This window comes from Nostoc sp. JL31 (assembly GCF_017114965.1).
GTDB classification, from domain to species: domain Bacteria; phylum Cyanobacteriota; class Cyanobacteriia; order Cyanobacteriales; family Nostocaceae; genus Nostoc; species Nostoc punctiforme_A.
Genome location: NZ_JABXKO010000119.1, coordinates 107,708 through 133,772, shown reverse-complemented (window position 1 = coordinate 133,772; position 26,065 = coordinate 107,708). Strand labels below are relative to the sequence as shown.

Here is a 26,065-nt window from a genome sequence, read left to right as displayed (position 1 = left end):
TCCGGATCTAAGTGAGAGGTGCGGGAGATAATACTCCCCATCGACTCAACCTAATCTGAGCGGGGCTAACTTAAGTCGAGCTAATCTATTGGCAGCTAATTTGAGTGATGCTAATTTAAGTGGGGCTAATCTCAGTTATGCCAGACTGAGCCTGGCTAGGTTCATTGGTACTAATTTAGAGGGTGCTAATGTGACTGATGCTGACATAATTGGTGCCACATTTGAAAATGCCAACCTCAAAGGGTCTTACCTTAGTGATTTCGGTTACATTAACAATGCCTTGTTCCAAAATACTATTGTTGGTGATGGTAGGATTATCGTCGGGCCAGAGATAATTCATGGATGAATATTCTGGGTTACTCTATCAGCCAATAGGAAGCTAATCAAATAAGAATTTTCATACAGCAGTTTTCAAGTATATGAGGTACAAAATAACTCAAGTGTCTGCTTTCACATCCGATATTGCTTGACAAGTTAATTTCGATAGAAAAAAATTGATTATTTCTAAGCAGACAAAATCTATTTAAATTACTTTTTATAAAATCTTAAGATTTCTTAACTTAGTTTAAAAAATCTTGGTATTGACTTCAGAATATAAGAGCGATCGCTTTGTAAAGGTTAGTTGATATTAGTTGTCAAACTGCTGGTGAAGTTAGAAACTAAAGAAATACAACACACGCAATTATTTTATGACTGCTATTTCTAACCTAGAATTCAAACGACCAATTTGGCAAACCGCGATCGTATTGACCTTGGGCTTTTGGCTCAGTGCTAGTCTAGTTTTAGATTGGGTAATTATGCCTAGCCTTTATCTTTCTGGGATGATGAGTCAAGCTGGTTTTACGACAGCAGGCTATACGATTTTTTGGAACTTCAATCGGATGGAATTATTATCAGCTGCTGTAGTTCTGACTGGGGCACTAGCTTTGAGCAAAACCCGATATCACTGGAGTATTGGTAGTATTGTTTTATCTGTGCTGCTGCTAACTATAGCTGTCCTTGATACCTATTTTTTAACTCCGCAGATGTGCGCTATAGGAGTTCAACTCAACCTATTTGAAGCTGCTGCTGCTATTCCATCGACAATGAATTTACTACACGGTAGTTATTGGGTACTAGAAGTAGTGAAGCTGGTAGCTGGTGGTACACTTTTAAACTGGTGCTGGCGGGAGCAATTTTAAGTAGATGGAGAAGTATAACGGTGAGAATTTCCACTTATAAATCTCACGCCAAAGACGCAAAGAAATTCTTTGCGTCTTTTTGCTACATATATTTTATCGGTTAATGAATGCGATATTTATAACAGGCTACGCCTACGATTTTTCAAACTTGGGATTTTTTGGGTAAATTGCTACCATAAAATGATTTAGTTTTTTGTAAATGTAATTCAATAAGCAGACATATAATTATCTTTTACTGTAGATTTTTAGCTTTTCCGGACATCTAAACAAATAAATATTTATAACAATTTTCTGGAAGATGATATCAATTAGTTTTCATGTTTACTTTACTGATTTATCATGAAGTTTATATATTTCTGCTAACTTTTTTTGAAAATTATAGTAACCTAAGTTTTAGTGAGTATGTTGCTTGTTATCTACCATCTAGCTGAAAATAGCTATTTTGCAGGTATATACTACTAATCAAGAATTTCCCTGTAAGTTCTTGAATTTGTCACTCCAATTTGTGCAGGGTGACTATTTAGCCCCACACAACATTAGAATCCGTTTCCAGTACTTATGAAGAGATTCCCTTCTGCTGATTTGGTCGCCTGTGCATCTCACCACAAACCATCATGGCGGCAATTATCAGCAAACTCCTTCTTGTCCAGAGGTTTACCATTCTCTTGTGCAAGTGATAATTTTGCCGAATCCCAAGACTAAGAGTTGCTCTACAATCACAAACTTAAGTAAGATATTGAACTTTTGGAATGCTTAGTTTTTAATAATACTTTTTCTCTTGTGAAGTTACCCTCAAGAATAAACTTCTTGAAAAAGTACGCGACGACTTTCGTCACGGATATAAAAACATACTTCCTCAGCGCGGACTTAATGCCTAAAAGCCTTGATAGAGAAACATTTAAATTTACATGAAAGTAGATTTTGGTCGCTCCAGACTTTAGGATTAGGAACAAAAAACTTTTGCAAGAGAACTAAAGTATCTATAATTTTAGGCTGCAAAATACGGATAACAATGATACTTTTGTGACTGATGGGCGAGAGCCAATGGTCTTTGTGTGGCACTTGAGTTACTGTTAGATTGGCTAGATTAGCTAAAGATACAGAAAACCAATCTAATTTTTGAAATACTATATCCTGGCAACTAGTCGGGCAATTTTGCTATTGGTCAGTAGCATGAATTGGTTTAGTTGTAAGTTGTGGATTATAGCTTAACAGAGATTGGTGAATTAAGAGTTGGGGGGTGTGGAATCTCTGTACTAACTCTAATATGACCGCTATATTTATCTGAAAAGTGCTTTCAACAAAGTCACAGTGAATTCCGAAAAGGTAATTCACTAATTTTGCCTGCAAATGTTAATTTTATTCCAAAGCTATCCCAATGAAGACACTTCCGATTAGTAGATACAGATTTTTTCAAAAGCTCCAGCCCTTAACTTTGTTGAAAAAAATCACTGGTAAGTCGGTTACTGGTTGTTTACAGGTGTTTAGCACATCAGGCTCTTGGTCAATATATGTAGATGAGGGGAAACTAATTTATGCCTGCTACTCAGAGAAAATGTTTGAGCCGCTTTACAGAAATTTGCAACGCTTGAGTCAGCAAATTTCTACTCTCCCTGACGGAATCAAAGACCAGTTGCGGGCGATATTTGAAACTGGTATTGAAAATCAGGCAATACCAAACCCAGATTATCTGGCTATTTGTTGGTTAGTCAATCAGAAATATATCAGTTCTTCTCAAGCAGCAATGCTGATAGAGCAATTGGCGCTAGAAGTTCTAGAGTCATTTCTGAATTTAGAGGAGGGAAGTTATGAATTTATTCCTGAGAGTTTTCTGGATGATATGCCAAAGTTTTGTTATCTAAATCTACGTTTATTAGTTGAACGATATTTAACGCCCCAGAATGAAGCGGTTTATCGTCAAACATCATCAAGTTATCAATCGCATACCTCACAATTTTTCCAAATAAATGAGCTACAATCTAAAGCCAAAACTACGCCAAAGTTGCCTAAAATAAACGGCCATAAGCCATCAGCCTACTCGATTAATACTAATGAACACAGGGGTCAGCAAATCATCCAACCGTCTGCTGACAGAAAAATCTACACAATCTTGTGTATTGATGACAGTCCTACGGTATTGAATGCTATTAAAAGTTATTTAGATGAGCAAACCTTTTCCGTTATCGGAGTCACTGATTCTTTAAAAGCTTTAATGCAGATTATCCGGATAAAACCCGACATAATTTTGCTGGATATATCAATGCCTAATCTCGATGGATATGAACTCTGCTCTTTGCTGCGTAAACACTCATATTTTAAAAATACACCTGTGATTATGGTGTCAGAAAAAGTAGGATTTATAGATAGAGCTAAAGCTAAGATAGTCAGAGCATCAGGCTATTTAACTAAGCCTTTAAAACAAGGAGATTTACTAAAAGTCATTTTTCAACATATTGTTTAATTTCCTAATAAAAAAATTACTTAATTTAAACAGCCTATTATTTTAGAGATTTAAGGTTGAATATTATCTGCTTCACTATCATTATAGTTATATAATATTGTCTGAATGAGTTAAAATTAATCAGTCATTCTCTTATAGAGGCGGATTAATACAGCAGAATACAGAATGGGCTACACCCTGATGCGCTAACAGAATTCAGCACTAAAACACGCTTTATACTAGGGTAACAGACTTAGCTTGTGTACCTCACCAACTTGAAATCTGCTACACAAGTTGTTAACAGTGACAAATAGTCAGTTAATGTACATCTTTTTTCAAACTGGTATTAGTTATAAGCCCTAACCGAAAAGTTGGTGGGGTTATTTTTCCTGAAATGTCCAGACTCCTTCATCCCAATCTGATTCTGTTGGGGGTGATTGTAACCAATGCTGACAACGCAACAGATGCAACATAGCAGCTTTATCCTGGCTGTCTGCTGCCAAAACATTAGCAAATTCAGCCCTAGCACGAGAAAACTGCCGCTGGAGGTAATACTCACGCCCTTTATGATAGTGCTCAATCACTTGCAATTTTTCGCTTTCAATTGGATTGGAACGCAAACCCAGTAATTCGTATATGGCTACTGGTTCGTTTCTACCCTTGACACGAATGTAATCTAGTTCCCTAGCCCAAATATTATCTTGGCATGGTTTAAAAGTGTTATGGCTAATAATAATATCGCAACCATACTGTTTACTAACACTTTCTAATCGAGAGCCAAGATTAACGCCATCGCCAATAGCGGTAAATTCCATCCGCTTACTAGAGCCAATATTCCCACTAATCACGGTATCTGAGTTGATACCAATGCCGATTTTAATTCTGGGTTTATCATCTACATGGCGACGTTGATTAAATTCGTGTAGGCGATCGCGCATTTCTAAGGATGTTTGTACTGCCATCCAAGCGTGTTCTTCTAATGGTAGAGGAGAACCAAATACAGCCATGATGGCATCGCCGATGTATTTGTCAAGAGTGCCTTTATGTTTAAAGACTGCCTCCACCATTGATTCAAAATATTCATTGAGCATACTTACCACTTCTTCTGCTTCCAAGTTTTCTGTTAATGTGGTGTAGCCGCGAATATCCGAAAATAAAATCGAAACTTCTTTGCGATCGCCTCCTAGTTTAGCATCATCTAATTTCAGCAATTCTTCGGCTAATTCCTGGGTCATGTAGCGGTACATTGTACTCTTGAGCCGCTTTTCATCACTGATGTCTTCCATCACCACCAGCGCCCCACGGACTTGCTCTTGGTCGCTAGCATCGGCAATGGTGTTAATCGATAAATTAATACTATGCTGTTCTGTACCAGTGCCCAGAAGTGTGCGATCAGGGTAATATTGCTGACGACCTTTTAAATCAACTGCATGTAAAGCATCCTGATACCACTTGCTAAAGTCACCTTCTTTGATGCCAATGACATCAGTAACTAATTTACCTTCTAAACGGTCATCTACTCCCAATCCTAGCAAACGCTTGGCGCTTTCATTGGCGGCGATAATTAATCCAGTTTTATCAGTGGAAACCACTCCATTGGAAAGACTACGCAGAATGTCCCGTTGCATTTGTTCTTGTTGCTTGACTGTGGCAAACAACTGGGCATTTTGCAGCGCTACTCCGGCTTGAATATTAAAAGCTTCCATGAACTCTTCATCGTTGCGGTCAAAGCTAGCTTGGAAGCAGTCGGGAGCTTTCGGCCAATCAGCTGGATTATAAGGGGGAAAATCACCAGATTTCTTTTTATTTACGAGTTGGGTAACGCCAATTAGTTGTTCATCGCCGTTAAATACTGGCATACAAAGTAAGCTACAGGTGCGATAGCCATTTTGCTGGTCTAGTTTTTGGGCTGTTTCTGAGTCAGGATCGTAGTACAAATCAAAGCCAATATTCAGCTTCTTGCCAGAAGCCGCTACTATCCCAGCAAAGCCTTTACCTACGGGGACTCGTAACTCTTTCGTTGAACCATCATCTTGAGTAATTTTCGTCCACAATTCATGACGATCGCGGTCTATTAACCATAGTGTACTGCGATCGGCATTCATCAGTTCTTTGGCTTCATCCATCACCCGTTTGAGGGTGTCTTCTAAGTCGAGACTACTTTGAGAAAGTGACTTGATCGCCTTCATCAGCGCCGCCACTGCTCTTTGTTTTTGAGTAGCTACATAAAAAGAGCGCGAGGACTCTAAAATCAGGCGAATCGAAGGGGCAAATTCTTGAAATAATTGTTCGTCAGCACAGGTAAAACCTCTGGTATCAATGCGCTCTGCAAGTGGAGCATCGTGATTATTTCCAGATTTTAATTTATTTAGTAATTGCACTACTGCAACTAATTGCCCATGTTCATTTAACAACGGCAAAGCTAACATGGTGTAGGTGCGATAGCCAGTTCTTTTTTCTTGTTCTTGGGCAAAATGCGATCGCGGATCGTTATAAAAATCAAAGGGAATATTAATAACTTCTTTAAAAGTGGCAACTTCACCACCAATACCTTTATTAGCAGGGATGCGAATTTCTAAAGAGCGACCGCCCTCACCCTCAGCTAGAATTGACCAAAGTTCTTGTTTTTCTTCATCCAATAAAAATATCGTCGTCCGGTCTGCTCCCAACAATTCTCCGGTTTTCAAGGTAATCGAATGCAACATTTCTTGCAGAATGGTTTCAAACCCATGAGAATCAAGCATTGATAGGGTTTGATGAACAATCTGTAATTTTTGCTCGACATCCTTAACGACCTGTTTAAAAGTATCCTGAGTCAAGGGAGCAAGAAACGTAGAAAAAGTTCCTTGTCTTGTGGCAAGAGCACCCACAGGAGCAGGATTTGCTGGTAATTCGAGGTTTTCTTGGTTGTGAACACCAATAATCAAATCGGTGGTCTCCCCACAACTTCCTTGATACGCTGACATAACTGGTATTTTTTTATATAACAGAATAAGGTTTTAGATTTAACGATGAGATTAAATTTATGTAAGTGGTGTTAAAAGCAACAATTGCTCGACATTATCCATAGTTTAATCGCTTGTTTAGCCAGCGTCATCCTGTGAATAAACGCTCAAGCTGATTACCAACAAGCATGGCTTGACCAAAACCCCTTCCCATTGGTGGATACAGATGATAAATAGAGGGTTAGACCCCTCATATAAACGAGAAAACAATGTTTTCCGCAGGCGAGAGATTGCTAATGTTGCCTCGTAAGATTTTGCAGGGACAGACTAATGAGCATTGCTATATCCGTAGAGTATAGTCGATTTATTTTAAAATAGCTGCAAATTATAAGTAATTGTACGTAGAAATGCTATAACTTATCTGCGAAAGTAAGCGATCGCAGATATGTCACCCTGAAAAAGAAAGTGCTGAGTAAAAAATACTAGTACAACATGGCGGAAATAGAGTAACCATTTAAAATCTTTAAAGAGCTTATTCCATAACACTTTTGACTTTTGAATGCCAGTTGCTACCCTGCGGGAACGCTAAGAGCGAACAAGTCGGCAGAGCCGCGCAACGCACTGGCTCCTTTTGACTTCCGCCTTGCGGTACTAGTACAGTTCGGCGGTAATAAACCACTCTATTATTCTGTTGTGATGCCTGTGGCAGGCTACTAATTTGCCAACTTAGTTTTGAGGGTTTCTAATAAGCACTTTAGTGCTGAAAAAATAAGGACTAAAGTCCTTACTACGAACTTGCTTATCCATCAATTTACTCTTGAGAGAGTAGTACTAGCTCATAGATATTGATTTTTATACAGATAAAGTTAATTAAAAATATTAAGCACAATATTATTTCAGCCAAACATAAATATAAAATCAGATTCAATCTTCGAGTTGAACCCATATTTACATGGGCTGGAACATTCACCCTATTGTTGGAAATCCACAGAATTATTTTAATGAAAAAATTAAAGGCTCAAGTATTTTTAGGCTTGACAGGTGCATTCTTGGCAGTCGGATATTCCAGTTTACTAGCTACAGAAATTCCCATACAGAGTACATCAAACCTCAGAAAGGATTTATTAGCGCGATCAGAAACCAACCCAAATGTCAATGAGTATCTGGAGAAAAATAAACCAGAAAGTTATAACGCTCTGAAAAAGCAGTTAGATGCAGCTATTGAGGATGCAAAAAGACCAAATGAAGATAAAGTAATAAAAAATCTTTGGTCATTGTCAAAAACTAATGCTCAAATAAAGTGGAGAGAAAATAACGGCAAAATTGAATATCTAATGGCGAGTTGGAAATATGTCAAAAACCCAACTGAGGATTGGAAAGTAGGTACAAAAAAAAGCATAGAAGCACGCACTTGGTTAACAGCCGTTCCTCAAGTTAAGGAATTTTGTCAAAATTGTAAGGGGATCGGTATAAATATTCCCGGTAATATTATGCTTTCTCTGAGGTTACAGCAGTATTTAGGCTTGATTTTAAATAGAAATTCCAATAAGACGCATTTTGTCGAAATGTGGGTAAAAGCTGAAAATTTAAGTAGACCATGTGTTGATCCAGAAATTAATGATTCTAGTTGTAATGTTTTTAATATACCGATTCCTGCTAGTTATCCGATTTTGCAAGAGATATATACAACTTCTTATGCAGTTGGTAGTCAAGAACATTATCCTTGGACAGGTTTAGGTTATACCTATGATTGGGGAAATCCGAAAAAACCTCGTGAAGGAGCTAGTGAGTTTCTGATCGATGGAACTAAAGAAAAACCGATCGAAATAGAAGTTGTTTCAGTCACAGCCACGAAAGAATATTGTAATAATCAATATTTAACGCTAAAAGATTAGAAATGAGCGCTCATGAAACATCTTGAAGGTAAAGTGGCTTTGGTAACAGGTGCTACGCGGGGAATTGGTAGGGGAATTGCCATTGGCCTTGGTGAAGCAGGTGCAACTGTATACGTCACGGGTCGCAGCCTCAACAACTCCTCCAGTGAGGGGGTTTCAGGTAGTCTTGGTGAAACGAAATCAGCCATTGAGGAAGCCGGGGGTGTATGCATTCCTGTGCAAGTAGACCACAGCGACGATGAGCAGGTGCGTTTGCTTTTCGATCGCATTCAAGATGAGCAAAATGGCCAACTCGACCTACTGGTAAATAATGCTTACTCAGGAGTTCAGGCGTTAAAAGACGCTCATGGACAGCCCTTTTGGGATTCTGAACCAAATCTTTGGGATGCTAGCAACAACGTTGGACTTCGGAGCCACTATGTTGCGAGTGTTTTTGCTGCTCGGATGATGACTAAGCGTAACTCTGGACTCATTTGCACCATTTCCTCATGGGGAAGTATGTTTTATCTCTTTAATACAGTTTATGGTGTTGGCAAAGCAGCTTGCGATCGCCTTGCTGCTAATATGGCTGTTGAGTTAAAACCCCATAACGTCACTTCTGTTTCAATTTGGCCGGGTATTGTTGGTACTGAGCTTTTTTCCCGTTTTGCTTCGGAAATGAATCAAACCAATGCTACTGAAAATAATTTCTCATTTTTAAGCGATCGCTACAACTGGGAAACTCCCTTATTTACTGGAAGAGCGATCGCTGCACTTGCTAGTGAGCCAAATATAATCCGCCATACAGGACGTGTGCAGATTGTTGCCGAACTGGCTAAAAAATATAATCTTGTAGATGAAAATGGCGAGCAGCCTGCATCATTACGCTCTCTGCGTTTTGTACTACCGGCTGCATTGCCTGTACTGAGAAATTACTCATGGCTTATACCTGATATTAAACTGCCGTGGTCACTGCTATTATTGAATGCCCTCGGTTCGCCTAAAATTTAATGGGGATTGGGCATAGGGCATTGGGCATAGGGCATTGGGCATTGGGCATGGGGCATTGGAGTAAGTAGAGTTTTTATAGTTGTTCACGAGTATTAAAGACTCGTCCGCAAGTATTAAAAACTCGTCCGCAAGTATTAAAAACTCGTCCGCGAATATCAAAGACTCATTCACGAGTATTAAAGACTCGTCCGCGAATATCAAAGACTCATTGTTGCATTATAAAATACATCTCTTCTAGCCCAATGCCCTATACCTAATGCCCAATATCTAAACAAACTATCCTGGGATATATAAAACTTTGTATCCTGAATTAATAGGTCTTAATAGTTCTTTTAAAACTGGTGCAAGAAGATTTTCGGTTAATTGTTGATTTAGTTTTAGTTCTAGGCGTTGCAGCCTGTGGCGGACTATTGGCGGCACTTTTGCAACAACCCGTGCTGCTGGGGTATCTCATTGGCGGGATAGTTATTGGACCAACTGGGCTGGGATTGATTAAAGAACTGATTCAAGTAGAGACTCTGGCACAGTTCGGGGTCGCCTTTTTGCTATTCGCCTTGGGTGTAGAATTTTCCTTTGCGGAACTCAAGAAGGTAAAAGCGATCGCTCTTGGTGGAGGTGGACTCCAGATTGCTTTGACGATTTTGGTGACAGTTTTAGTATGCGGGTTAAGCGGAGCCTGGGGAGCCTTACCTGCTAAGGGGATGTTTTTGGGGTGTATTCTGTCGCTGTCTTCCACAGCGGTTGTCCTCAAATGTTTGATGGAGCGCAACGAAACAGAAACGCCTCACGGGCAAGTAATGTTAGGGATTTTAGTTGTACAGGACTTGGCACTAGGACTAATGTTAGCAGTCTTACCAGCCCTCAATCAACCAGCAGAAACTATTGGCATCGCCGTTCTAACAGCGCTAGCTTCGATTGCTTTATTTGCTGCTGGGGCTGTAGCTGCGGGGATTTGGCTGATACCGCCTTTGTTGCAACTGCTAGCCCGTACCGAAAGTAAAGAACTATTTTTATTAGGGGTTGTAGCCCTGTGTTTAGGCATTGCCCTGTTGACAGAGCATTTGGGACTGTCCATTGAAATGGGCGCATTTGTTGCGGGTTTGATGATTTCTGAGGTGGAGTACGCCGATCAAACCCTGACTTATGTCGAACCACTGCGAGATATCTTTGCCAGTTTATTTTTTGCTGCCATTGGGATGTTAATTGACCCGGTGTTTTTGTGGAACAACCTGGAATTAATTTTGGGATTAGTGGCAATAGTTTTCGTAGGTAAATTTTTGATTATCACGCCCCTAGTGAAACTGTTCCGCTATCCTTTGAAAACAGCCATAATTGCCGGTTTGGGATTGGCGCAAATTGGGGAATTTTCCTTTGTTCTCGCTAGTGAAGGGCAGTCTTTGGGGCTGGTGTCCCGACAAATATATTTATTAATTTTGGGAACTACCGCAGTCACTCTCATGCTTACTCCCTTTGTACTGCGGTTAGTGCCATTTTTATTTAACTTTGCCGAATCAATGCCTTGGTTGAAACCGTACTTAGAAGAAGATGAGGCGCGGGATGTATCAGAAGATTTGCCCTTCAAAGACCATGTAGTAGTTTGTGGCTATGGGCGAGTCGGCAAGAATTTGGTGAAGTTGTTGCAGCAACATGACTTACCCGTGGTGGTAATCGACCAATCAGAGAGTAGAATTCAGCAGTTACGTGAGGCTGGGGTGTCTTATGTTTATGGTAATTGCGTCAGTTTACACGTTCTGGAAACTGCCGGGGTGAATCATGCCAAAGGAATGGCGATCGCACTCCCAGACCCCATGAGTACTCGTCTTTGCTTGAAACGCGCCTTGGAATTGCGCCCAGAATTAGATTTGGTTGTCCGTGCTAACCAGGATAAAAATATTGAGGTGCTGTATCAATTGGGAGCAAGGGAAGTTGTACAACCAGAGTTTGAAGCCAGCTTAGAAATGGCAACCTATTTATTAACTGGCTTAGGCTTGTTGTCCTCAGCTGTCGTCCAACGAGAAATGCAGCAAATCCGCAACGATCATTACTTAGATTTGCGCCCAGAGCGTTCTGCAACTGAAGTTGCTCGTGATTTGCGCCAAGCAACCCGCGACTTAAATCAGCGCTGGTATCCTTTACCAGCTGATTCGCCCTTAATTGGTATGAGTATAGAAGAAGCGGATATGCGCTATTTAACAGGAGTGAGTTTGATGGCAATTCGCCGCGCTAACGGCGATGAAATTGATTATCCCAACAATCAAACCAAATTGGCAGAAGGCGATCGCTTGTTGGTAGTGGGAGCTGATGAAGAACTGGCGGCTTTGGCAGAATTCGCTAAGGGACAAGCGGCTGTTCCCGGAGAAAATAGTGCTTGTCAGTGGGTTACAGTTAATGCAGATGCGTCAACACTAGGTAAAACCCTTGCAGATTTAGATATAAGCAAGCAATTTGGAGTCCAAGTACAGGCGATCCGGCGAGATGGCAAGTTTATCCGCTACCCTGATAGCGGTATGGATTTGCGAGTTGGCGACCAAGTATTGTTATGTGGTAACTTGACAGGTCTGAGTCAACTACAACAGTTATTTGCGATCGCCAGTTCAGTACCCCTTTCTATCCCAGTGGTGAAAGCTGCTGAGGCAGAAGCCCTCAAAGAGTTTTTACCTGCCGATAGTGTGACTGATTAATAATCGACTGGCGCAAGTAAGCGGTTCAATTTAGCGATTGCGCCTTTGGGATGGTAGTGATATCAAGTCCGGTTAATCACTTATGATTACCGCATCTGTGCAAAAATCGGCAAAGCCTCTTTCTCCCTGCGGTCTAAATGACAAGCCTTTAGCCGGACACAATATTCAAGGTTTTTTTCCCTTTTCCCTTAATCGAGAAGTATTGGGTGCGGGAAAATGGGACAAATCAATCTTGGAGACTGGCGATCTCTTGGCTTGAACAACTCTAAATTTTGATTCTCTTTTGCAGCAAAGTAATTAATAGGGTCATCTGCTTGATCTTTGTCAATCGCAGAATTTTTTGGTCGACTGAATTTGATGACTTTGTTTGATAACTCAATGTACCTAAGAATTGAGCTTTACTTTTTACAAATTTATTCTGTCTTTACAATACTTTTTAATCTCATATTTTAAGTTGTCAGATACTTTGGCGATCGCGATCGTTACTGTATTGTAAAACTGTACGTTATCCAAAATTCTTTGTGAGCAAGCTTTTTAAGACTTAATGGCAAAAGTCAGATCAAGAAAAGCGACCACAAAACTTTCTTACGCGATAATGGTTATAAACTACGAAAAATTATGTTTTTACATCGTTGTAGCTGTCTATTTTCATCTTTACAATATTACTGAAATTATACTTATAATGTTGTACACAAGTTTACGTATTATTACGAGAGTATCTGCTAATGTACTCTGTAAGATTTTAGGACAGTCTAGTGTTAGTAATTTAGAAACTCAATTGCATGATAAACAAGTTCAAATTCAGCAGTTAGAAGAGCAGGAAAGGGCGCTTTACCGAGTTATTAGCAAAATCCGAGCTTCTCTTGAGTTAGAAACAATTTTTCGTACAGCCACTAAAGAAACTTGCAAGTTACTCCGCGTCGAGCGAATTGCCGTTTATCGTTTCTATGAAAACTGGGGTGGAGAATTTGTCAGTGACTTTGAGTTTGCAGAGACTGGATGGGATGATGTAGAGACATTAGGAAAAAATACAGTTTGGAATGACTCTTATCTACAAGAAAATCAAGGTGGACGGTATCGTAATAATGAAACTTTAATTGCTTCAGATGTCTACGCAGCAGGCTTGTCTCAATGCCATTTAGAAATTTTAGAACAGTTCCATATTCGAGCTTATGCAACTGCACCAATATTTGTGGGAAAAAACCTGTGGGGAGTGCTTGCAGCTTATCAGCATTCACAGCCACATGAATGGAAACAATTAGAAATTCAGTTTCTGTCTCAGATTGCAACGCAGTTAGGATTTGCAGTTAAACAAGCAGAATTTTTAGCTCAAGCAGAACAAAAAGCAGCAGAACTGTATAAAGCAAATCAGCAGCAGGAGATTCTGTTTCATTTAGTTGCTGAAATTCGTGAATCTCTGAATCTAGACACCTTGTTTAAGACTACTGCACGAGAAATTCGTAAGGCTCTCCGTAGCGATCGCGTCAGTATCTTTCGATTTGACCCGGAATCTAACTATACCTCTGGAGAATTTGTCTCCGAGAATGTATTACCTGACTACGATTCTACGATCGCCATCAAGGTAAAGGATAATTGTTTTGGTGAAAAATATGCAGTTGCTTATCACCAAGGGCGTATACAGGTATTATCAGATATTTATCAAGCTGGTCTAAAAGATTGCCACATTCAATTGTTAGAGCAATTTCAAATCAAGGCACAAATTATTGCACCTCTAATGAAAGGAAAAACTTTATGGGGATTACTATGTGTTCATCAGTGCCATTGTTCGCGCGAGTGGAAAAAGTCGGAAATTCAATTTATCCACCAGTTAGCTGCTCAGTTTAATGTAGCTTTAGAACATTCTGAGTTATTAGAACAATTCCGCTCTCAAGCTAATCAACTTGCTCAAGCAAACAATGCTTTAGAACTAGCAAATTCTCAGCTAGAAAAACTTAGTAAGCTAGATGCTCTAACCCAAATCGCCAACCGTCATTGTTTCGATCAATGTTTAGAACAAGAATGGAATCGACTAAAACTAAGCGAAAATTATTTATCTTTAATTATATTTGATATTGACTATTTCAAGGATTATAACGATTCTTATGGACATTTAGCTGGGGATGAATGCTTAATACAAGTTGCTCATGCAGCACAATCTGTATTAAAGCGTCCTACCGATCTACTAGCTCGTTATGGTGGTGAAGAATTTATTGTCATTTTGCCAAATACGAACGAATCAGGTGCGATTAAAGTAACTAAGCTGATTCAAAAATCTATTCAAGAATTAAAGATTCCCCATAAGAAAAAGAATAATTTTCAATATTTTGTGACCGTCAGTTTAGGTGTTGCGATTCAAAAACCAACAGATAAAAGTTCACCTCAAGACTTAATTAATGCAGCCGACAAAGCTTTGTATAAAGCTAAAGAACAAGGACGCAATCGGTGGGTTTGTGCTGCAAAACTCTAAGTCCAGTGACGAAGAATAGGGGTTCAAAAATAGGGAGGGGCAGGGAGAGTGGGAGCAGGGGGATTGAAACCCTTGCTCCACTTCGTTTTGCGGCAGGGTAGAAGAAGTATTCCCCCTGCTACTGTGATGTTTCTGTCTCACTCCTAACTCACTTGCGGCTTGATGTAGGCGATCGCTTGTTTCCAAACGGTGGTTTGCTGACTGTTTTCATCAGCAATACAGATACACTGTGGATCTTGCCATAAAACCTTTCCTGTGAGTACATCCTGAGTCACCAGCTTTAACTCTACTGGCGTTGTTTGTTTAATCAGGTTTTGGACTTGTCTAATACTGGGTAAAGTGGTGTCAAATTCGGTAAGCATTTTTAGTAAAGATGAACCTACAAGGCAAAATAAAGAGTAACTAATCCTTGATAATTCATCCTTGAAGAAATGGCAATCGAATTTACTAAGTATCATGGTCTAGGCAACGACTTTATTTTGATTGACAATCGCTCGTCATCTGTGCCTGTAGTGACTCCAGAGCAAGCCATCAAGTTGTGCGATCGCCATTTTGGTATCGGTGCTGATGGTGTCATTTTTGCCCTCCCCGGAGAAAACGGCACTGACTACACCATGCGGATTTTTAATTCTGATGGTTCAGAACCAGAAATGTGTGGCAATGGCATTCGCTGTTTAGCTGGCTTTTTAGCGGACTTAGAAGGCGAATCCCGCAATCAAGACTCATATCGCATTCATACTTTGGGTGGTGTAATGACTCCCCAACTCTTATCTGATGGTCAAGTTAAAGTAGACATGGGTTTACCCAGGTTACTCGCTGGCGAAATTCCGACTAATCTTGTACCCGCCCAAGAAAAAGTAATTTCTCAGCCGTTGGAGGTGGCGGATAAAACCTGGGAAGTCACCTGTGTAAATATGGGAAATCCTCACTGCATTACCTTTGTAGAAGATGTAGCAGCAATTGAGTTAGAAACCATCGGCCCAAAATTTGAGCATCACCCAGCTTTTCCCCAACGCATAAATACTGAATTTATTCAAGTGGTGCGCCGTGATTATTTGAAAATGCGGGTGTGGGAACGGGGTGCTGGGATTACCTTAGCTTGCGGGACTGGTGCTTGTGCTTCCTTGGTAGCTGGTGTGTTAACTGGAGAATGCGATCGCACCGCAACTGTAGAATTACCAGGTGGCCCCTTGGAAATTGAATGGTCAGAAGTAGACCAACGGGTTTATATGACAGGCCCGGCTGAACGAGTATTCACTGGAAAACTGTAACCGACTTACTATTGGCATTACTCAAGTAGTAGTGCCATAACAGCGGTGTCTGTGGCGGGCTGTGCCATCGTTTCTTATAGCTATTTAATAATATTGCAACACATCCTTGGGTAAAGACGCGATGAATCGCGTCTCTACAATATGGTCTATTTATTGCATTATTTTTTCAAATTGATATTATTTTGGGGAACTGGCGGATGAATCTGTTTCTGCTGGAGATTGGATATGGGTATTAACTTTAGATTGCACAGCTTCTTTATTAGAAATTGCTAGATATATACCCCCTAAAATTAGAGCCAAACCTAACAAGTTAAAAATACTCAAGTTTTCCGAGAAAAGTATCCAAGCAAGAATAGCAACAATCACCGGATTGAGTAGTAAAAGTAAAGAGATAAATCCTGATGAAAAGTTTTTGAGGCTGTATATAATTAGCCCATGACCCAAAGCTTCGCAAATAGCAGCTAGGGCAAAGACTACTAACCACCCCGACAAAGTAACTGGAAAAACTTGTTTTTCTAAAATTAGCACTACAGGTATCATCAATGAAGTTGCGATCGCACAGCGCCACACGAGGATGGTGATAATTGAAAACCTATTGCTGATCTGCTCAATAAGTAAAAAGTTTGCTGCATAAAATATTGATGATATTAGGGCAACAGCATCACCTGTAATATTATTATTAGAACGCAATAAATCTTCAAATCCAACAGCAATCGCACCGATTATGGCTAAGATCAGACCGATAATAAATTTACGCCCAAAAATTTGATTAAAAAATAGCCATCCTCCTAAAGTAGTAAATAGCGGATTGAGACTACCTAAAGCATTAGCATTAGCAGCACCAGTCTGAGTTAGTGCCCAAGTCCAAGATAATCGACCTAATACATGAACTAAACCCACTGCTATTAAAAGCGCTATCTCTTTGATTGGATAAGGCTGCTGTGCTAATACAGGTTTATCTTCTGTAATTTGAGTCCGTACTTGGTTAATTCCACTCCATAATCCAAAGATAATAGTCGCTATCCATAAACGATTAAATAATGTAGCTACAGCGCTCATTTCTCTAACAGCAATTTTAATAAATATTGCTGTTGAAGATAAAGCTAATAATGCAATTATTACTATGAGGCAGGATTTTTGAAGTTTTATCAGATTTTTCTGGTGTTAGGCTTAATTGATTTTCTGCCATTTAGTTTATATTTATTATACGAACCGCCAAGTGCGCCAAGTGCGCCAAGGGAGAAGTAGTAATTATTTGGGATTACTCAAGTAATAATGCCATAGAAGTCTTGCCGCAACTGCTCGCCACGGTCGCCAGAACTGTGTCATGGCTTCTAATTGCAGTGGTGTTGGACGCGTTGCCAAGTTTTTGAGTTTTTGTAGAGCGATCGCGATCGCTAAATCGCCTTTAGGAAAGACATCAGGACGTTGCAGCGCCATGAGCAAATAAATATCAACTGTCCAGTCTCCGATGCCTTTGAGACGCTTTAACTCAGTTCTAATAGTAGTTTCGTCCATTGTTTGGAGCTTGCTGAGGTCAAGCTGACCAGTTGCAATAGCATTCGCCAACCCACGACAGTATAAAATCTTTTGCCGACTGAATCCAATCGCTCTTAATTGAGCATCATCCAATATCAGAAAATTTTCTGGCGTTAAAGTTACAACAACCGCACATAGCCGCGTAAATACAGCCCTTGCAGCCGCTACGGAAACTTGTTGTTCCAGAATTATACACAACAGCGTTGCAAAACCCGGTTCTCTTGACCATATTGGTGGAGGCCCCAGTGTTTCTAAAATCCAAGCCAAATCGCTATCAAGATTGGCAAGCACCATTAAACCACGGGTCAGACTTTCTTCAGTCAAGGATTCTAGTTCAGGTGTTTGAGTCATGTTTGTCAGATTTCGACTCTTGTGTAAGCAGTTTTTGTTTGCGCTCAATTCCCCAGTGATAACCACCAAGACTGCCATCACTCCGCAGCACACGGTGACATGGTACAATCAGCGCGATCGGATTAGCGCCACAAGCATTACCAACCGCGCGGACTGCTTGGGGTTTGGCAAGATTACGGGCGATATCGCCATAGGTGCGCGTTTCGCTGTATGGAATTTTTTGTAATGCTTGCCAAACCTGTTTCTGAAATGCTGTTCCACGGATATCAAGTGGTAAATCGAGATGGGTTGCATCTCCCGCAATAAAGTCAAGGATTGATTGTATCCAGTCTTTGTGTGTGTGGTCATCACGCACAATCTGCGCTTGGTGAAATTCTTGGTTCAAAATGTGTTCAAGTTTGTCTGCTTCATCACCTAATTTTACGGCGCAGATACCCTTCTCTGTTGTTGCCACAAGCAAATATCCTAGTGAACATGGAGCGATCGCATAGACAATGCTAATTGTCTTTCCAGCTTGTTGGTAAGTCTTTGGTGTCATTCCCAGTTGTTTAGGTGCTTTCTCATAGAGTTGGCTACTTGAACCATACCCCGTATCGTAAACTGCATCAGCAATTTCTTCCCCCGACTGTAAACGCTGCTTCAATCGTTGGCTACGCAGCGCATCTGCATATTGAAAAGGGGATACGCCAATTATTTGCTTAAATATTCTTTGCAGGTAACTGGGACTCATTTCCACCTGAGAGCATAATTCTGAGAGGGTTGGTATGTGGTCAACTTGTGATTCAATATATCGACATACTGCTAAGATTTTGGCTGTATTTGAAACTATTTCAGATTGTGGCTGACAGCGCTTACAAGCTCGAAAACCTGCAATTTCAGCCTCTTGTACCGACTTGAAGAAACAAACTTGATTGCGATTTGGTCTGCGACTAGGGCAAATCGGTCGGCAATAAATGCCTGTAGAACGAACACCATAGAAAAACTTACCTACAAAAGTGGAGTCTCGATTGAGAACTGCTTGCCAAAGTGCTTCTTCCAAGACTGGTGTTTGTTGTAATTGCATTGATGCCTCCTTCAATATATTTTTTATTAAGGAATTCATTTGTTTTTAGCACCCTACCATCAATGACAACTAGATGATCTGCAAAGATCAGCATGATGCTGGTGAATATTTACCTAAAATAAACATAACTGTTCACAATAATGAACAAAGTGATGATAATACGTCGTTGAGTGAGATCATGCACAGTTTAAGTCTACGCAAAACACAAAAAGCTGATCTCGATTATGTTCTGCAAGCCGAGTATGATGACGATAATCGACAGTACATCATTCCTTGGTCATATCAACAGCATCTTCAAGCGATCGCTGATTCTGATATTGCTCATCTGATTGTGCAAACAGAAATAAAAATTGGTTACGTTATTTTGGCTGGACTACTTAATTTAAATCAGAGTATTGAGTTTCGTCGCATTGTCATCACACAAAAAGGGCAAGGTTATGGCAAAGACACTGTTGAAATAATTAAAAAATTGGTGTTTGAGACATACAAAGCACATCGGTTATGGTTGGATGTTAAAGAGCAAAATCATCGCGCTCAGGCTGTCTACAAAGGTGCTGGTTTTGTTGTCGAAGGAAAGCTACGCGAATGTCTAAAATCAGAAAATGGTTATGATTCCCTGATTATGATGTCCGTTTTACAACCTGAATATGAAATACTGGCTAGTGCGGCAAAAAATGGTGGGTTTTCCTCCTAACCTCTGTGGCTCGATTGAGGGTTCGCCAAACATCCTCCTGCCTTTCTTGATAAAAAAGACCGAGCCTTCCCATAATACAGAAACTATCCACTCCTAAAAACCCATCGTTAATTTCTCCATGTTGGTAAATCTATTCATGTTCTAAATGAGAATAGATTAGCTGTATCGAGAAACTACTTTCTATCTGATTGTTGCGATCAAAGTCGGCTCGGTTTACTGCAACTAAGGCTAAACGATATGAAGTGCGGTGCCTGCGGTGTTGCTCAAACTTTAAGTCTCGATTATTTTGACAAAGCTGGAAAAATTGCTCGTCAGTCAAGTCGATATTTAATTCGAGGGTAGGAGGTAAACTGACGTTGGTAGTATTCATGTTATCAGTTTGGGTGGAAGCAATATATCTATTCTAGTAGTCTGTCAAAGTAATTCGTAGTTGCAATCACTGCTTGCTCTGTACTTTCCACTGCCTTGTTAACGAGCCTGTGTACTCCGCAAAGAAGTAATCTACACGCAGCTTCTGTCTGCGACACGCTGTGCGAACGTAGAGAGCATTTGGCATGTAGGGTACAATTACTGTGGGAATCATAAGTAATTATGCAAATATAATATTAATTACGAATTACGAATTACGAATTATTTGGTCAATTACCGATTGGTAGTGTTATTTCAAACTCAGAGCCTTGTCCTAAAGTAGAATTTACTACCAAAGTACCTTCATGTTTTTCAACTATAATTTGTCGAGTGATCGCTAATCCTAATCCTGTACCTTTCCCGACAAGTTTAGTAGTAAACAAATGCTCAAAAATACGTTTTTTAACATTATCATTCATCCCAATGCCGTTGTCAGCTATTTGAATCTTAACGTGAGAATTCTTATGCATTGATGTTGTAATAGTAATGCGGTTAATATTATTTTCAATCTCCTGAAAAGTGTATCCTTGATTTGATTCTTCTAAAGCATCAATGGCATTTGCAATTAAATTCATAAATACCTGATTGAGTTGCCCAGGAAAGCATTCTATTTGGGGAATATTGCCGTAGTTAGTAATGACTTCAATTGCCGGATGTTCTTCATTAGCCTTGAGGCGATGTTTCAAAATTAAAATAGTGCTATCAATACCTTCATGGATGTTAAAGGGAACTTTGTAATCCTTATCTGCGCGCGAAAAAGTCCGCAAGCTAGTGCTGATATTTTTAATGCGATCGCACCCGACGTTCATAGATTTAATCATTTTGGGTACGTCTTCCAAGAGATAATCAATCTCAATCTCTTGGGCATGTTGTTCAATTTCTGTTGTAGATGCGCCAGAACGGTACAATTGCAAGTGTTCAATGATATCTTCTAATCCCAACTTCGCTTCGTTGACATTTCCAGCGATAAAGCCAATTGGGTTATTGATTTCGTGGGCGACACCTGCAACTAAATTCCCCAGGGCTGACATTTTTTCGCTTTGGACAATTTGTAATTGGGCTTTTTGTAAGTCTTCAATTGCTTGTTCTAGTTGTTGAGATTTTTGCTGAACGATAGCTTCGGCAGCTTTGCGATCGCTAATGTCTAAAATTAAACCATCCCAAACAATTGCACCATCCACTTGTCGCTCTGGACGAGATGCCGCTTGTACCCATTTCACGGTTCCTGATGGTGTGATGATTTGCCATTCGTGAACAAACGGTGTCAGATTTTGGGCAGATTCCATCATTGCTTGCTCGATACCAGCAATATCATCGGGATGTTCTAGAGAACGAGGGTTTTCTTTGCCGGCAATTATTTCCTCTGCTGTCACTTCGTAAAGGTTATAGCAGCCAGAACTAATATAGGGCATAGAAGCCAAATTATCTGCTGTCACATGGAGTTGATAAATAGCTCCAGGAACATTATCGGCAACTTTCTGGAAACGGGCTTCGCTTTGCTGAAGATTCGCGTAAAGCCGAGCATTTTCTAGAGAAATTGCCGCTTGAGTACAAAGGAAATTCAGTACTAAAATGCGATCGCTGGTAAATACCCCACTCGTCAAATGATTTTCTAAGTATAAAATTCCTACTAAACGCCCTTGATTGAGTATCGGTAAACACATCATACTCTTGGGTTGATGCTGAATTAAATAATCATCAATTATCGGTAAATTAGTTTTGAGATCGTCAATCACAACCACACTCGCTGTATTTTTCACATACTGAATCAGCGCAGTCGGAACATTAGGATTATTTTCGAGCGGTTCTAATTTTAAGCTAGTGCTATCAAGGGTAGTAATTGCGCGTATTTGCCATTTTCCATCTTCAGGTAAAAGCAGGGCACATTTATCAGCACCAGCATTTTCGAGAATGATTTGGGTAAGTTGCTGTAAAAATTCATCGAGTTGAATTGTTGCAGAAAGAGTTTGCGACGCTTTGAGGATAGCGCTCAAGTCAAGTATGTTGTTGATGTTGCCGCCGGAAGAAGTCGCGGTACTAGTAAATGAGCTGACTGGGTTAGCAATTGTTGCTAAGGCTTCTAACAGATTTACTGTTTGTACTGTCTGTTGCAAAATTGGACACAGCAATTCCGGGTAACGTTTTTCTAAGTCATCTGTCTTGGCTTTGGCTCCCCAGCGGGCGTAGCCAGAGTAAGCTGTCTGCATATAAACTTGGGCGACTTTTTCTTTGCCCCAGTTAAGGTAGAATTTGGCTGCGAGTTCGTTGGCGAGGGCTTCGTCTTGGAGGAAGCCGTTTTCCTTGGCTTTAGCGATCGCGCGATCGTAAAAGTCCATTGCTACGGCGCGTAGGCGTAGCCCGTCGTAGACATCGCTAATAGCATACCGTTCAGCTTCTACCAAATCCCAACGGTGTTGATGGTTACAGGGAGCAAATGCTGCCCATCTTTGCATCTTCTCTTGATTCGCCTCGACTTGGGCGAGAATCTGCTGCTGTTCTGACTCAGTTGCGGTTTTGTAAAGTGACAGATGAATTAAAGAATCGTAGAAAAAATATAGTGCAACACCGAATTGGGCGATACCAGCGTCTAAGTACTGCTTTGCCTGAGCAGACTGCTGGGCAGCTTCTTGATACTGCCCAAACAAATACCAGAAAATCGTTTGATTAATTTGCCAATGAAACAATCCCGTTCGGTCTTGGGTTGTCTGATTAAGGGATAGTCGTTGTTCAGCATGATAAATCGTCCCCGTTAAGCGATCGGGAGATTGGCTATGTCCTAGCAAGTTGAGTACCGCTTGATAGGCAATATCCAGATATTGCAGCGGCGATTCTTGCTTGAGTGAATGGATACTTTGGCGATAGGCTGCCATCTCGTTCGCCAACCCGGTTAATTCTCGCCCCGCAAAATAAGCATAGTGACAGTACGCTTGGGCATTCAATGATGTACTGTCGATATCTCCGGTTTCCAGTCCATTCTGGTAGCCCTCTTGTAGATGCACAAGTTGTTTACGCAGCGGATCTTTCCAATGACGAATAAAGTTGTAGACAATAAAGTAGGTTCTGCATTTAAAGATTTTGGACTGCAACTGTTCCAGCAGGTTTAACGCCAATTGTCCAAACTCATAACCAGCTTCCAGATTACCAAGCACACCACAGAGGATGATGCCGTAGTCGGCATAAGCATAGACAGAAATAGGACAATTACCATATTTAATCGAAAATTCTACTTGTTTTAATATCAGTAGGGGCATTAAAACAGGTCTTGCGAGATAGGCAGCCGGAACCATTTTGCTCATAATGCTCATAGCTGCCAAGCGGTGAGCATCGCTCATAGTGGATAAATTGAGCAAATCCAGAGAAGACCGTCCTTCCCATAACTGCATAGTTGCTTGGGCTGCTTGGCCAATATCTGCCGGAGTTGGTTGTTGAGGAAATTCAATACCCAACAGTTGCAACACCTGTAAACCAATATTTAGCGTTTTCAATGGAAGACCTTGCGATCTTCCTGCCATCATTCTGGTGACGTAGATGGGAATGCTGTCGAGCAAGGTCTTAGCGTGTTGCAACACAATTGTCACCCATTGCTCCATCTGCTCAAAATCGGCGTTGAGATAAGTGGCTTCAGTTACCTCGATATACAGCGCCAGGGTCAAGTCATAGTGGCTTTCCCAGCAAGAATGGGACAGCAAACTAATTCCCGTGCTAAAATACTCCACGGCTACTGTATATGCAGTTGCAGATTTTGCTCTCCGTCCTGCGCTCAGATTTAATTGTGCCAGTTCTTGCCGCTCTGAAGGTGCAGTGATTAAGGAACTACCCGCGTTCAAATGAGTGACAATTTCAAATACTCGTTCTTCTCGTTCCGAATCTGAGGAATTGCGTAACAATAACATCCCAATTTTGTAATGGGTGACTTGCTTTTGGTCGTCTGGAATCAGCGAGTAGGCCGCTTGTTGAACGCGATCGTGTAAGAATTTGTATCCAGTATTTTGGGAAGTTTGTTGAGTAAATATTTGTTGTTCTTGCCCAACATAAAATTTATAAACTTCACTTTGGGGCAAAATCAAACCTTCTTGTAACCCATTCCATAAACAAGCTGCTGTTTCGGTTTCCACCTGTTCAGAAACGATCGCCAATGTTGCTAAATCAAATTGATTACCGATGCAAGCAGCTAACTTTAGAGTCTGTTGAGTTGATTCTGGCAGCCTCCGTAATTGAAATGCCATAAATTCCAAAACATTATCTGTCAGAGATTGCTGATTTATTTTTGCAATATCACATTGCCAACAGCCTTCTGCAAAGTTGAAGATAATCAATCCATCTTGGTGCAAAGCTTTAAGAAATTGTGTTGCAAAAAATGGATTGCCATGAGTTTTTTTCAATACTAATTGTGAAATGGGTAATGCTAATTCTTCTTTGCAGCCTAATGTATCGCTGACTAACTGATTCAATTTTAATTGACTTAAAGGTTGCAGAGTCATCAAGTTAATAGTCGTGCCTATTTTTCTTACCTCATCTAAAGTTGACATTAACGGATGGGCAGGTAATACTTCGTTATCTCTATAAGCACCAATTAGTAATAAATATCCACACTCTGACTCATTCATTAGTAATTGGAGCAATTTTAAAGAAGCTAAATCTGCCCATTGCAAATCATCTAGAAAAATAACTAAGGGATGTTCTTTTGTAGTAAAAACTTGAATAAAGCTTTGCAATAATAAATTAAATCTATTTTGCGCCGCTTCTGCTGATAATTCTGGTGTAGGCGGTTGTTTACCGACAATTTTTTCTAATTCTGGAATCACTTCAATGATAATCTGTGCATCGTCTCTTAATGCTCCCAGGATATTTTTTTTCCATTGTTGCAGTTGTTGATCGGTTTCTGTTAATAACTGCACTATTAAATCACGCAAGGATTGCACAAAGGCAGATAAGGGAATATTCCGGTTAAACTGATCAAATTTACCTTTGATAAAATAACCGCGTTGCCGAACGATTGGTTTATGAACTTCATTCACCACCGCAGTTTTACCAATACCGGAACAACCAGCAATTAACACGATTTCACGCTTTCCTAGAGAAACCCTTTCAAAAGCTTCTAATAGTTGTCGGACGGCTGTTTCTCGCCCGTATAATTTTTCTGGGATAATGAAGAGATCGCAAATATCCCGTTGTCCAATTTGGAAGTATTTAATCTTACCCGTTTCGTTTAGTTGCCAGAGACAACTTTCTAAATCGTGTTTTAATCCTAAAGCATTTTGATAACGGTCTTCAGCATTTTTCGCCATCAATTTTATGACAATATCCGAAACCACTTTGGGGATTTCTTCCCTCTTACCTCTTAATATTGGTGGCTGTTTAGCAATATGACAATGTACCAACTCCATCGAATCTTCTGACTCAAAGGGTAATTGTTCTGTTAGTAGTTCAAAAAATGTCACACCCAAAGAATAAAAGTCACTACGGTAGTCTATTCCCCGGTTCATGCGTCCAGTTTGTTCGGGAGATAAATAAGCCAAAGTTCCTTCTAAAACCTTGGGACTAGTCATAGTTTGGTGTTCTTTGGAGAGCAAACAAGCAATGCTAAAATCGATGAGTTTTACTTGTTTAGTTTGTGGGTTAATCAGAATATTAGTCGGTTTGATATCTTTGTGAATTACCCGTTCTTGGTGGAGTTCATGGAGAATCTGACTAAGTTGCAGGGCGATTGTGAGAAATTCCCCAAGTTCTAGTGATTGAGTTTTGGTATATTCTCTCAGAGAAATTCCCCCAAAATCTTCCATTACGAAAGCATAACTATTGCGATATGGTTCTAGACTATAGGGACGAACTATACTAGAAATATTTAAATTTTTGGCAATAGTATATTGGTTACGAAACTGTAAGAGTTCGTTAAAGGTAGGGGATTCTACTTGCAGTATTTTAATGACAACAGGTTGTTCATCCACCAGTCGGATGGCTCGATAAACTACAGTTTTGGAACCTTGGTAGATTGTTTCTATTAATTTATAGCCGCTCATGCTATAAATTTCATGAATTGCTGTTGTCATAGTTATGCTCTCGATAATCAACACTGCTGTTCAAAAGTTTGACTTTTATCAGCACATATATAGTTATTGTTCCCAAAATCAGGGTTTGTT

At 40.2% G+C, this 26,065-nt stretch carries 16 protein-coding genes and 1 pseudogene; 10 read left to right on the top strand and 7 right to left on the bottom strand.

All coding sequences use genetic code 11. The features are described from left to right. Positions 1–55: 55 nt before the first annotated feature. The 3 genes from HWQ43_RS32080 (at position 56) to HWQ43_RS32070 (ending at position 3,642) form a co-directional block, all read left to right on the top strand. Complete coding sequence (locus tag HWQ43_RS32080; protein WP_292741156.1) at positions 56–346, top strand: pentapeptide repeat-containing protein; 291 nt, start codon at positions 56–58, stop codon at positions 344–346. Between the two features lie 343 nt (positions 347–689). Further along, the gene (locus HWQ43_RS32075) at positions 690–1,181 is read left to right on the top strand and encodes a hypothetical protein (RefSeq protein WP_292741144.1); all 492 of its coding nucleotides are present in this window, start codon (positions 690–692) and stop codon (positions 1,179–1,181) included. Positions 1,182–2,559: 1,378 nt separating this feature from the next. Next, on the top strand, positions 2,560–3,642 hold the full coding sequence (locus tag HWQ43_RS32070) for a response regulator (protein ID WP_292741142.1): 1,083 nt from the start codon (positions 2,560–2,562) through the stop codon (positions 3,640–3,642). Positions 3,643–4,001: 359 nt separating this feature from the next. On the opposite strand, the gene HWQ43_RS32065 is transcribed toward HWQ43_RS32070, so the two are convergent. Next, positions 4,002–6,587, bottom strand: coding sequence for an adenylate/guanylate cyclase domain-containing protein (locus HWQ43_RS32065; RefSeq protein WP_292741140.1), 2,586 nt, complete (start codon positions 6,585–6,587; stop codon positions 4,002–4,004). A 980-nt stretch (positions 6,588–7,567) separates the two neighbouring features. Between HWQ43_RS32065 and HWQ43_RS32060 the strand changes: the two genes are divergently transcribed. The 5 genes from HWQ43_RS32060 to HWQ43_RS32040 all read left to right on the top strand — a co-directional run bounded on the left by HWQ43_RS32060 (position 7,568) and on the right by HWQ43_RS32040 (position 14,599). Continuing rightward, the gene (locus tag HWQ43_RS32060; RefSeq protein WP_292741139.1) at positions 7,568–8,461 is read left to right on the top strand and encodes a hypothetical protein; all 894 of its coding nucleotides are present in this window, start codon (positions 7,568–7,570) and stop codon (positions 8,459–8,461) included. A gap of 12 nt (positions 8,462–8,473) precedes the next feature. Further along, on the top strand, positions 8,474–9,451 hold the full coding sequence (locus tag HWQ43_RS32055; RefSeq protein WP_292741137.1) for an SDR family NAD(P)-dependent oxidoreductase: 978 nt from the start codon (positions 8,474–8,476) through the stop codon (positions 9,449–9,451). Between the two features lie 341 nt (positions 9,452–9,792). Continuing rightward, positions 9,793–12,132, top strand: coding sequence for a cation:proton antiporter (locus HWQ43_RS32050; RefSeq protein ID WP_292741135.1), 2,340 nt, complete (start codon positions 9,793–9,795; stop codon positions 12,130–12,132). 82 nt (positions 12,133–12,214) lie between these two features. Continuing rightward, entirely contained in the window at positions 12,215–12,391 is a 177-nt protein-coding gene (locus HWQ43_RS32045; protein WP_292741133.1) for a hypothetical protein, read from the top strand. Positions 12,392–12,814: 423 nt separating this feature from the next. Then, entirely contained in the window at positions 12,815–14,599 is a 1,785-nt protein-coding gene (locus HWQ43_RS32040) for a diguanylate cyclase (protein ID WP_292741131.1), read from the top strand. Between the two features lie 143 nt (positions 14,600–14,742). On the opposite strand, the gene HWQ43_RS32035 is transcribed toward HWQ43_RS32040, so the two are convergent. Continuing rightward, the gene (locus tag HWQ43_RS32035; RefSeq protein ID WP_292741129.1) at positions 14,743–14,961 is read right to left on the bottom strand and encodes an RNA chaperone Hfq; all 219 of its coding nucleotides are present in this window, start codon (positions 14,959–14,961) and stop codon (positions 14,743–14,745) included. Positions 14,962–15,030: 69 nt separating this feature from the next. Here HWQ43_RS32035 and dapF point away from each other — a divergent pair, with 69 nt between their 5' ends. Beyond that, complete coding sequence (gene dapF, locus HWQ43_RS32030) at positions 15,031–15,870, top strand: diaminopimelate epimerase (protein ID WP_292741127.1); 840 nt, start codon at positions 15,031–15,033, stop codon at positions 15,868–15,870. Positions 15,871–16,047: 177 nt separating this feature from the next. On the opposite strand, the gene HWQ43_RS32025 is transcribed toward dapF, so the two are convergent. The 3 genes from HWQ43_RS32025 to ada form a co-directional block, all read right to left on the bottom strand. Beyond that, entirely contained in the window at positions 16,048–16,944 is an 897-nt protein-coding gene (locus HWQ43_RS32025; protein ID WP_292741154.1) for a DMT family transporter, read from the bottom strand. A 177-nt stretch (positions 16,945–17,121) separates the two neighbouring features. After that, positions 17,122–17,760: a DNA-3-methyladenine glycosylase 2 family protein gene (locus HWQ43_RS32020; protein ID WP_292741125.1), complete on the bottom strand. Its 639-nt coding sequence runs from the start codon at positions 17,758–17,760 to the stop codon at positions 17,122–17,124. Next, on the bottom strand, positions 17,744–18,823 hold the full coding sequence (gene ada / locus HWQ43_RS32015) for a bifunctional DNA-binding transcriptional regulator/O6-methylguanine-DNA methyltransferase Ada (RefSeq protein WP_292741123.1): 1,080 nt from the start codon (positions 18,821–18,823) through the stop codon (positions 17,744–17,746). The genes HWQ43_RS32020 and ada overlap by 17 nt, the downstream gene beginning before the upstream one ends. A gap of 73 nt (positions 18,824–18,896) precedes the next feature. On the opposite strand from ada, the gene HWQ43_RS32010 reads away from it, so the two are divergent. Then, positions 18,897–19,517 (top strand): GNAT family protein, encoded by a 621-nt coding sequence (locus tag HWQ43_RS32010; protein ID WP_292741121.1) that lies wholly within the window; start codon positions 18,897–18,899, stop codon positions 19,515–19,517. Between the two features lie 259 nt (positions 19,518–19,776). On the opposite strand, the pseudogene HWQ43_RS32005 reads toward HWQ43_RS32010, so the two are convergent. Together HWQ43_RS32005 and HWQ43_RS32000 are read right to left on the bottom strand one after the other, a co-directional pair. After that, a pseudogene (locus HWQ43_RS32005) lies at positions 19,777–19,887 on the bottom strand (Uma2 family endonuclease); the annotation flags it as partial. 268 nt (positions 19,888–20,155) lie between these two features. Beyond that, positions 20,156–25,975: an AAA family ATPase gene (locus HWQ43_RS32000; RefSeq protein WP_292741119.1), complete on the bottom strand. Its 5,820-nt coding sequence runs from the start codon at positions 25,973–25,975 to the stop codon at positions 20,156–20,158. Positions 25,976–26,065: the final 90 nt, after the last annotated feature.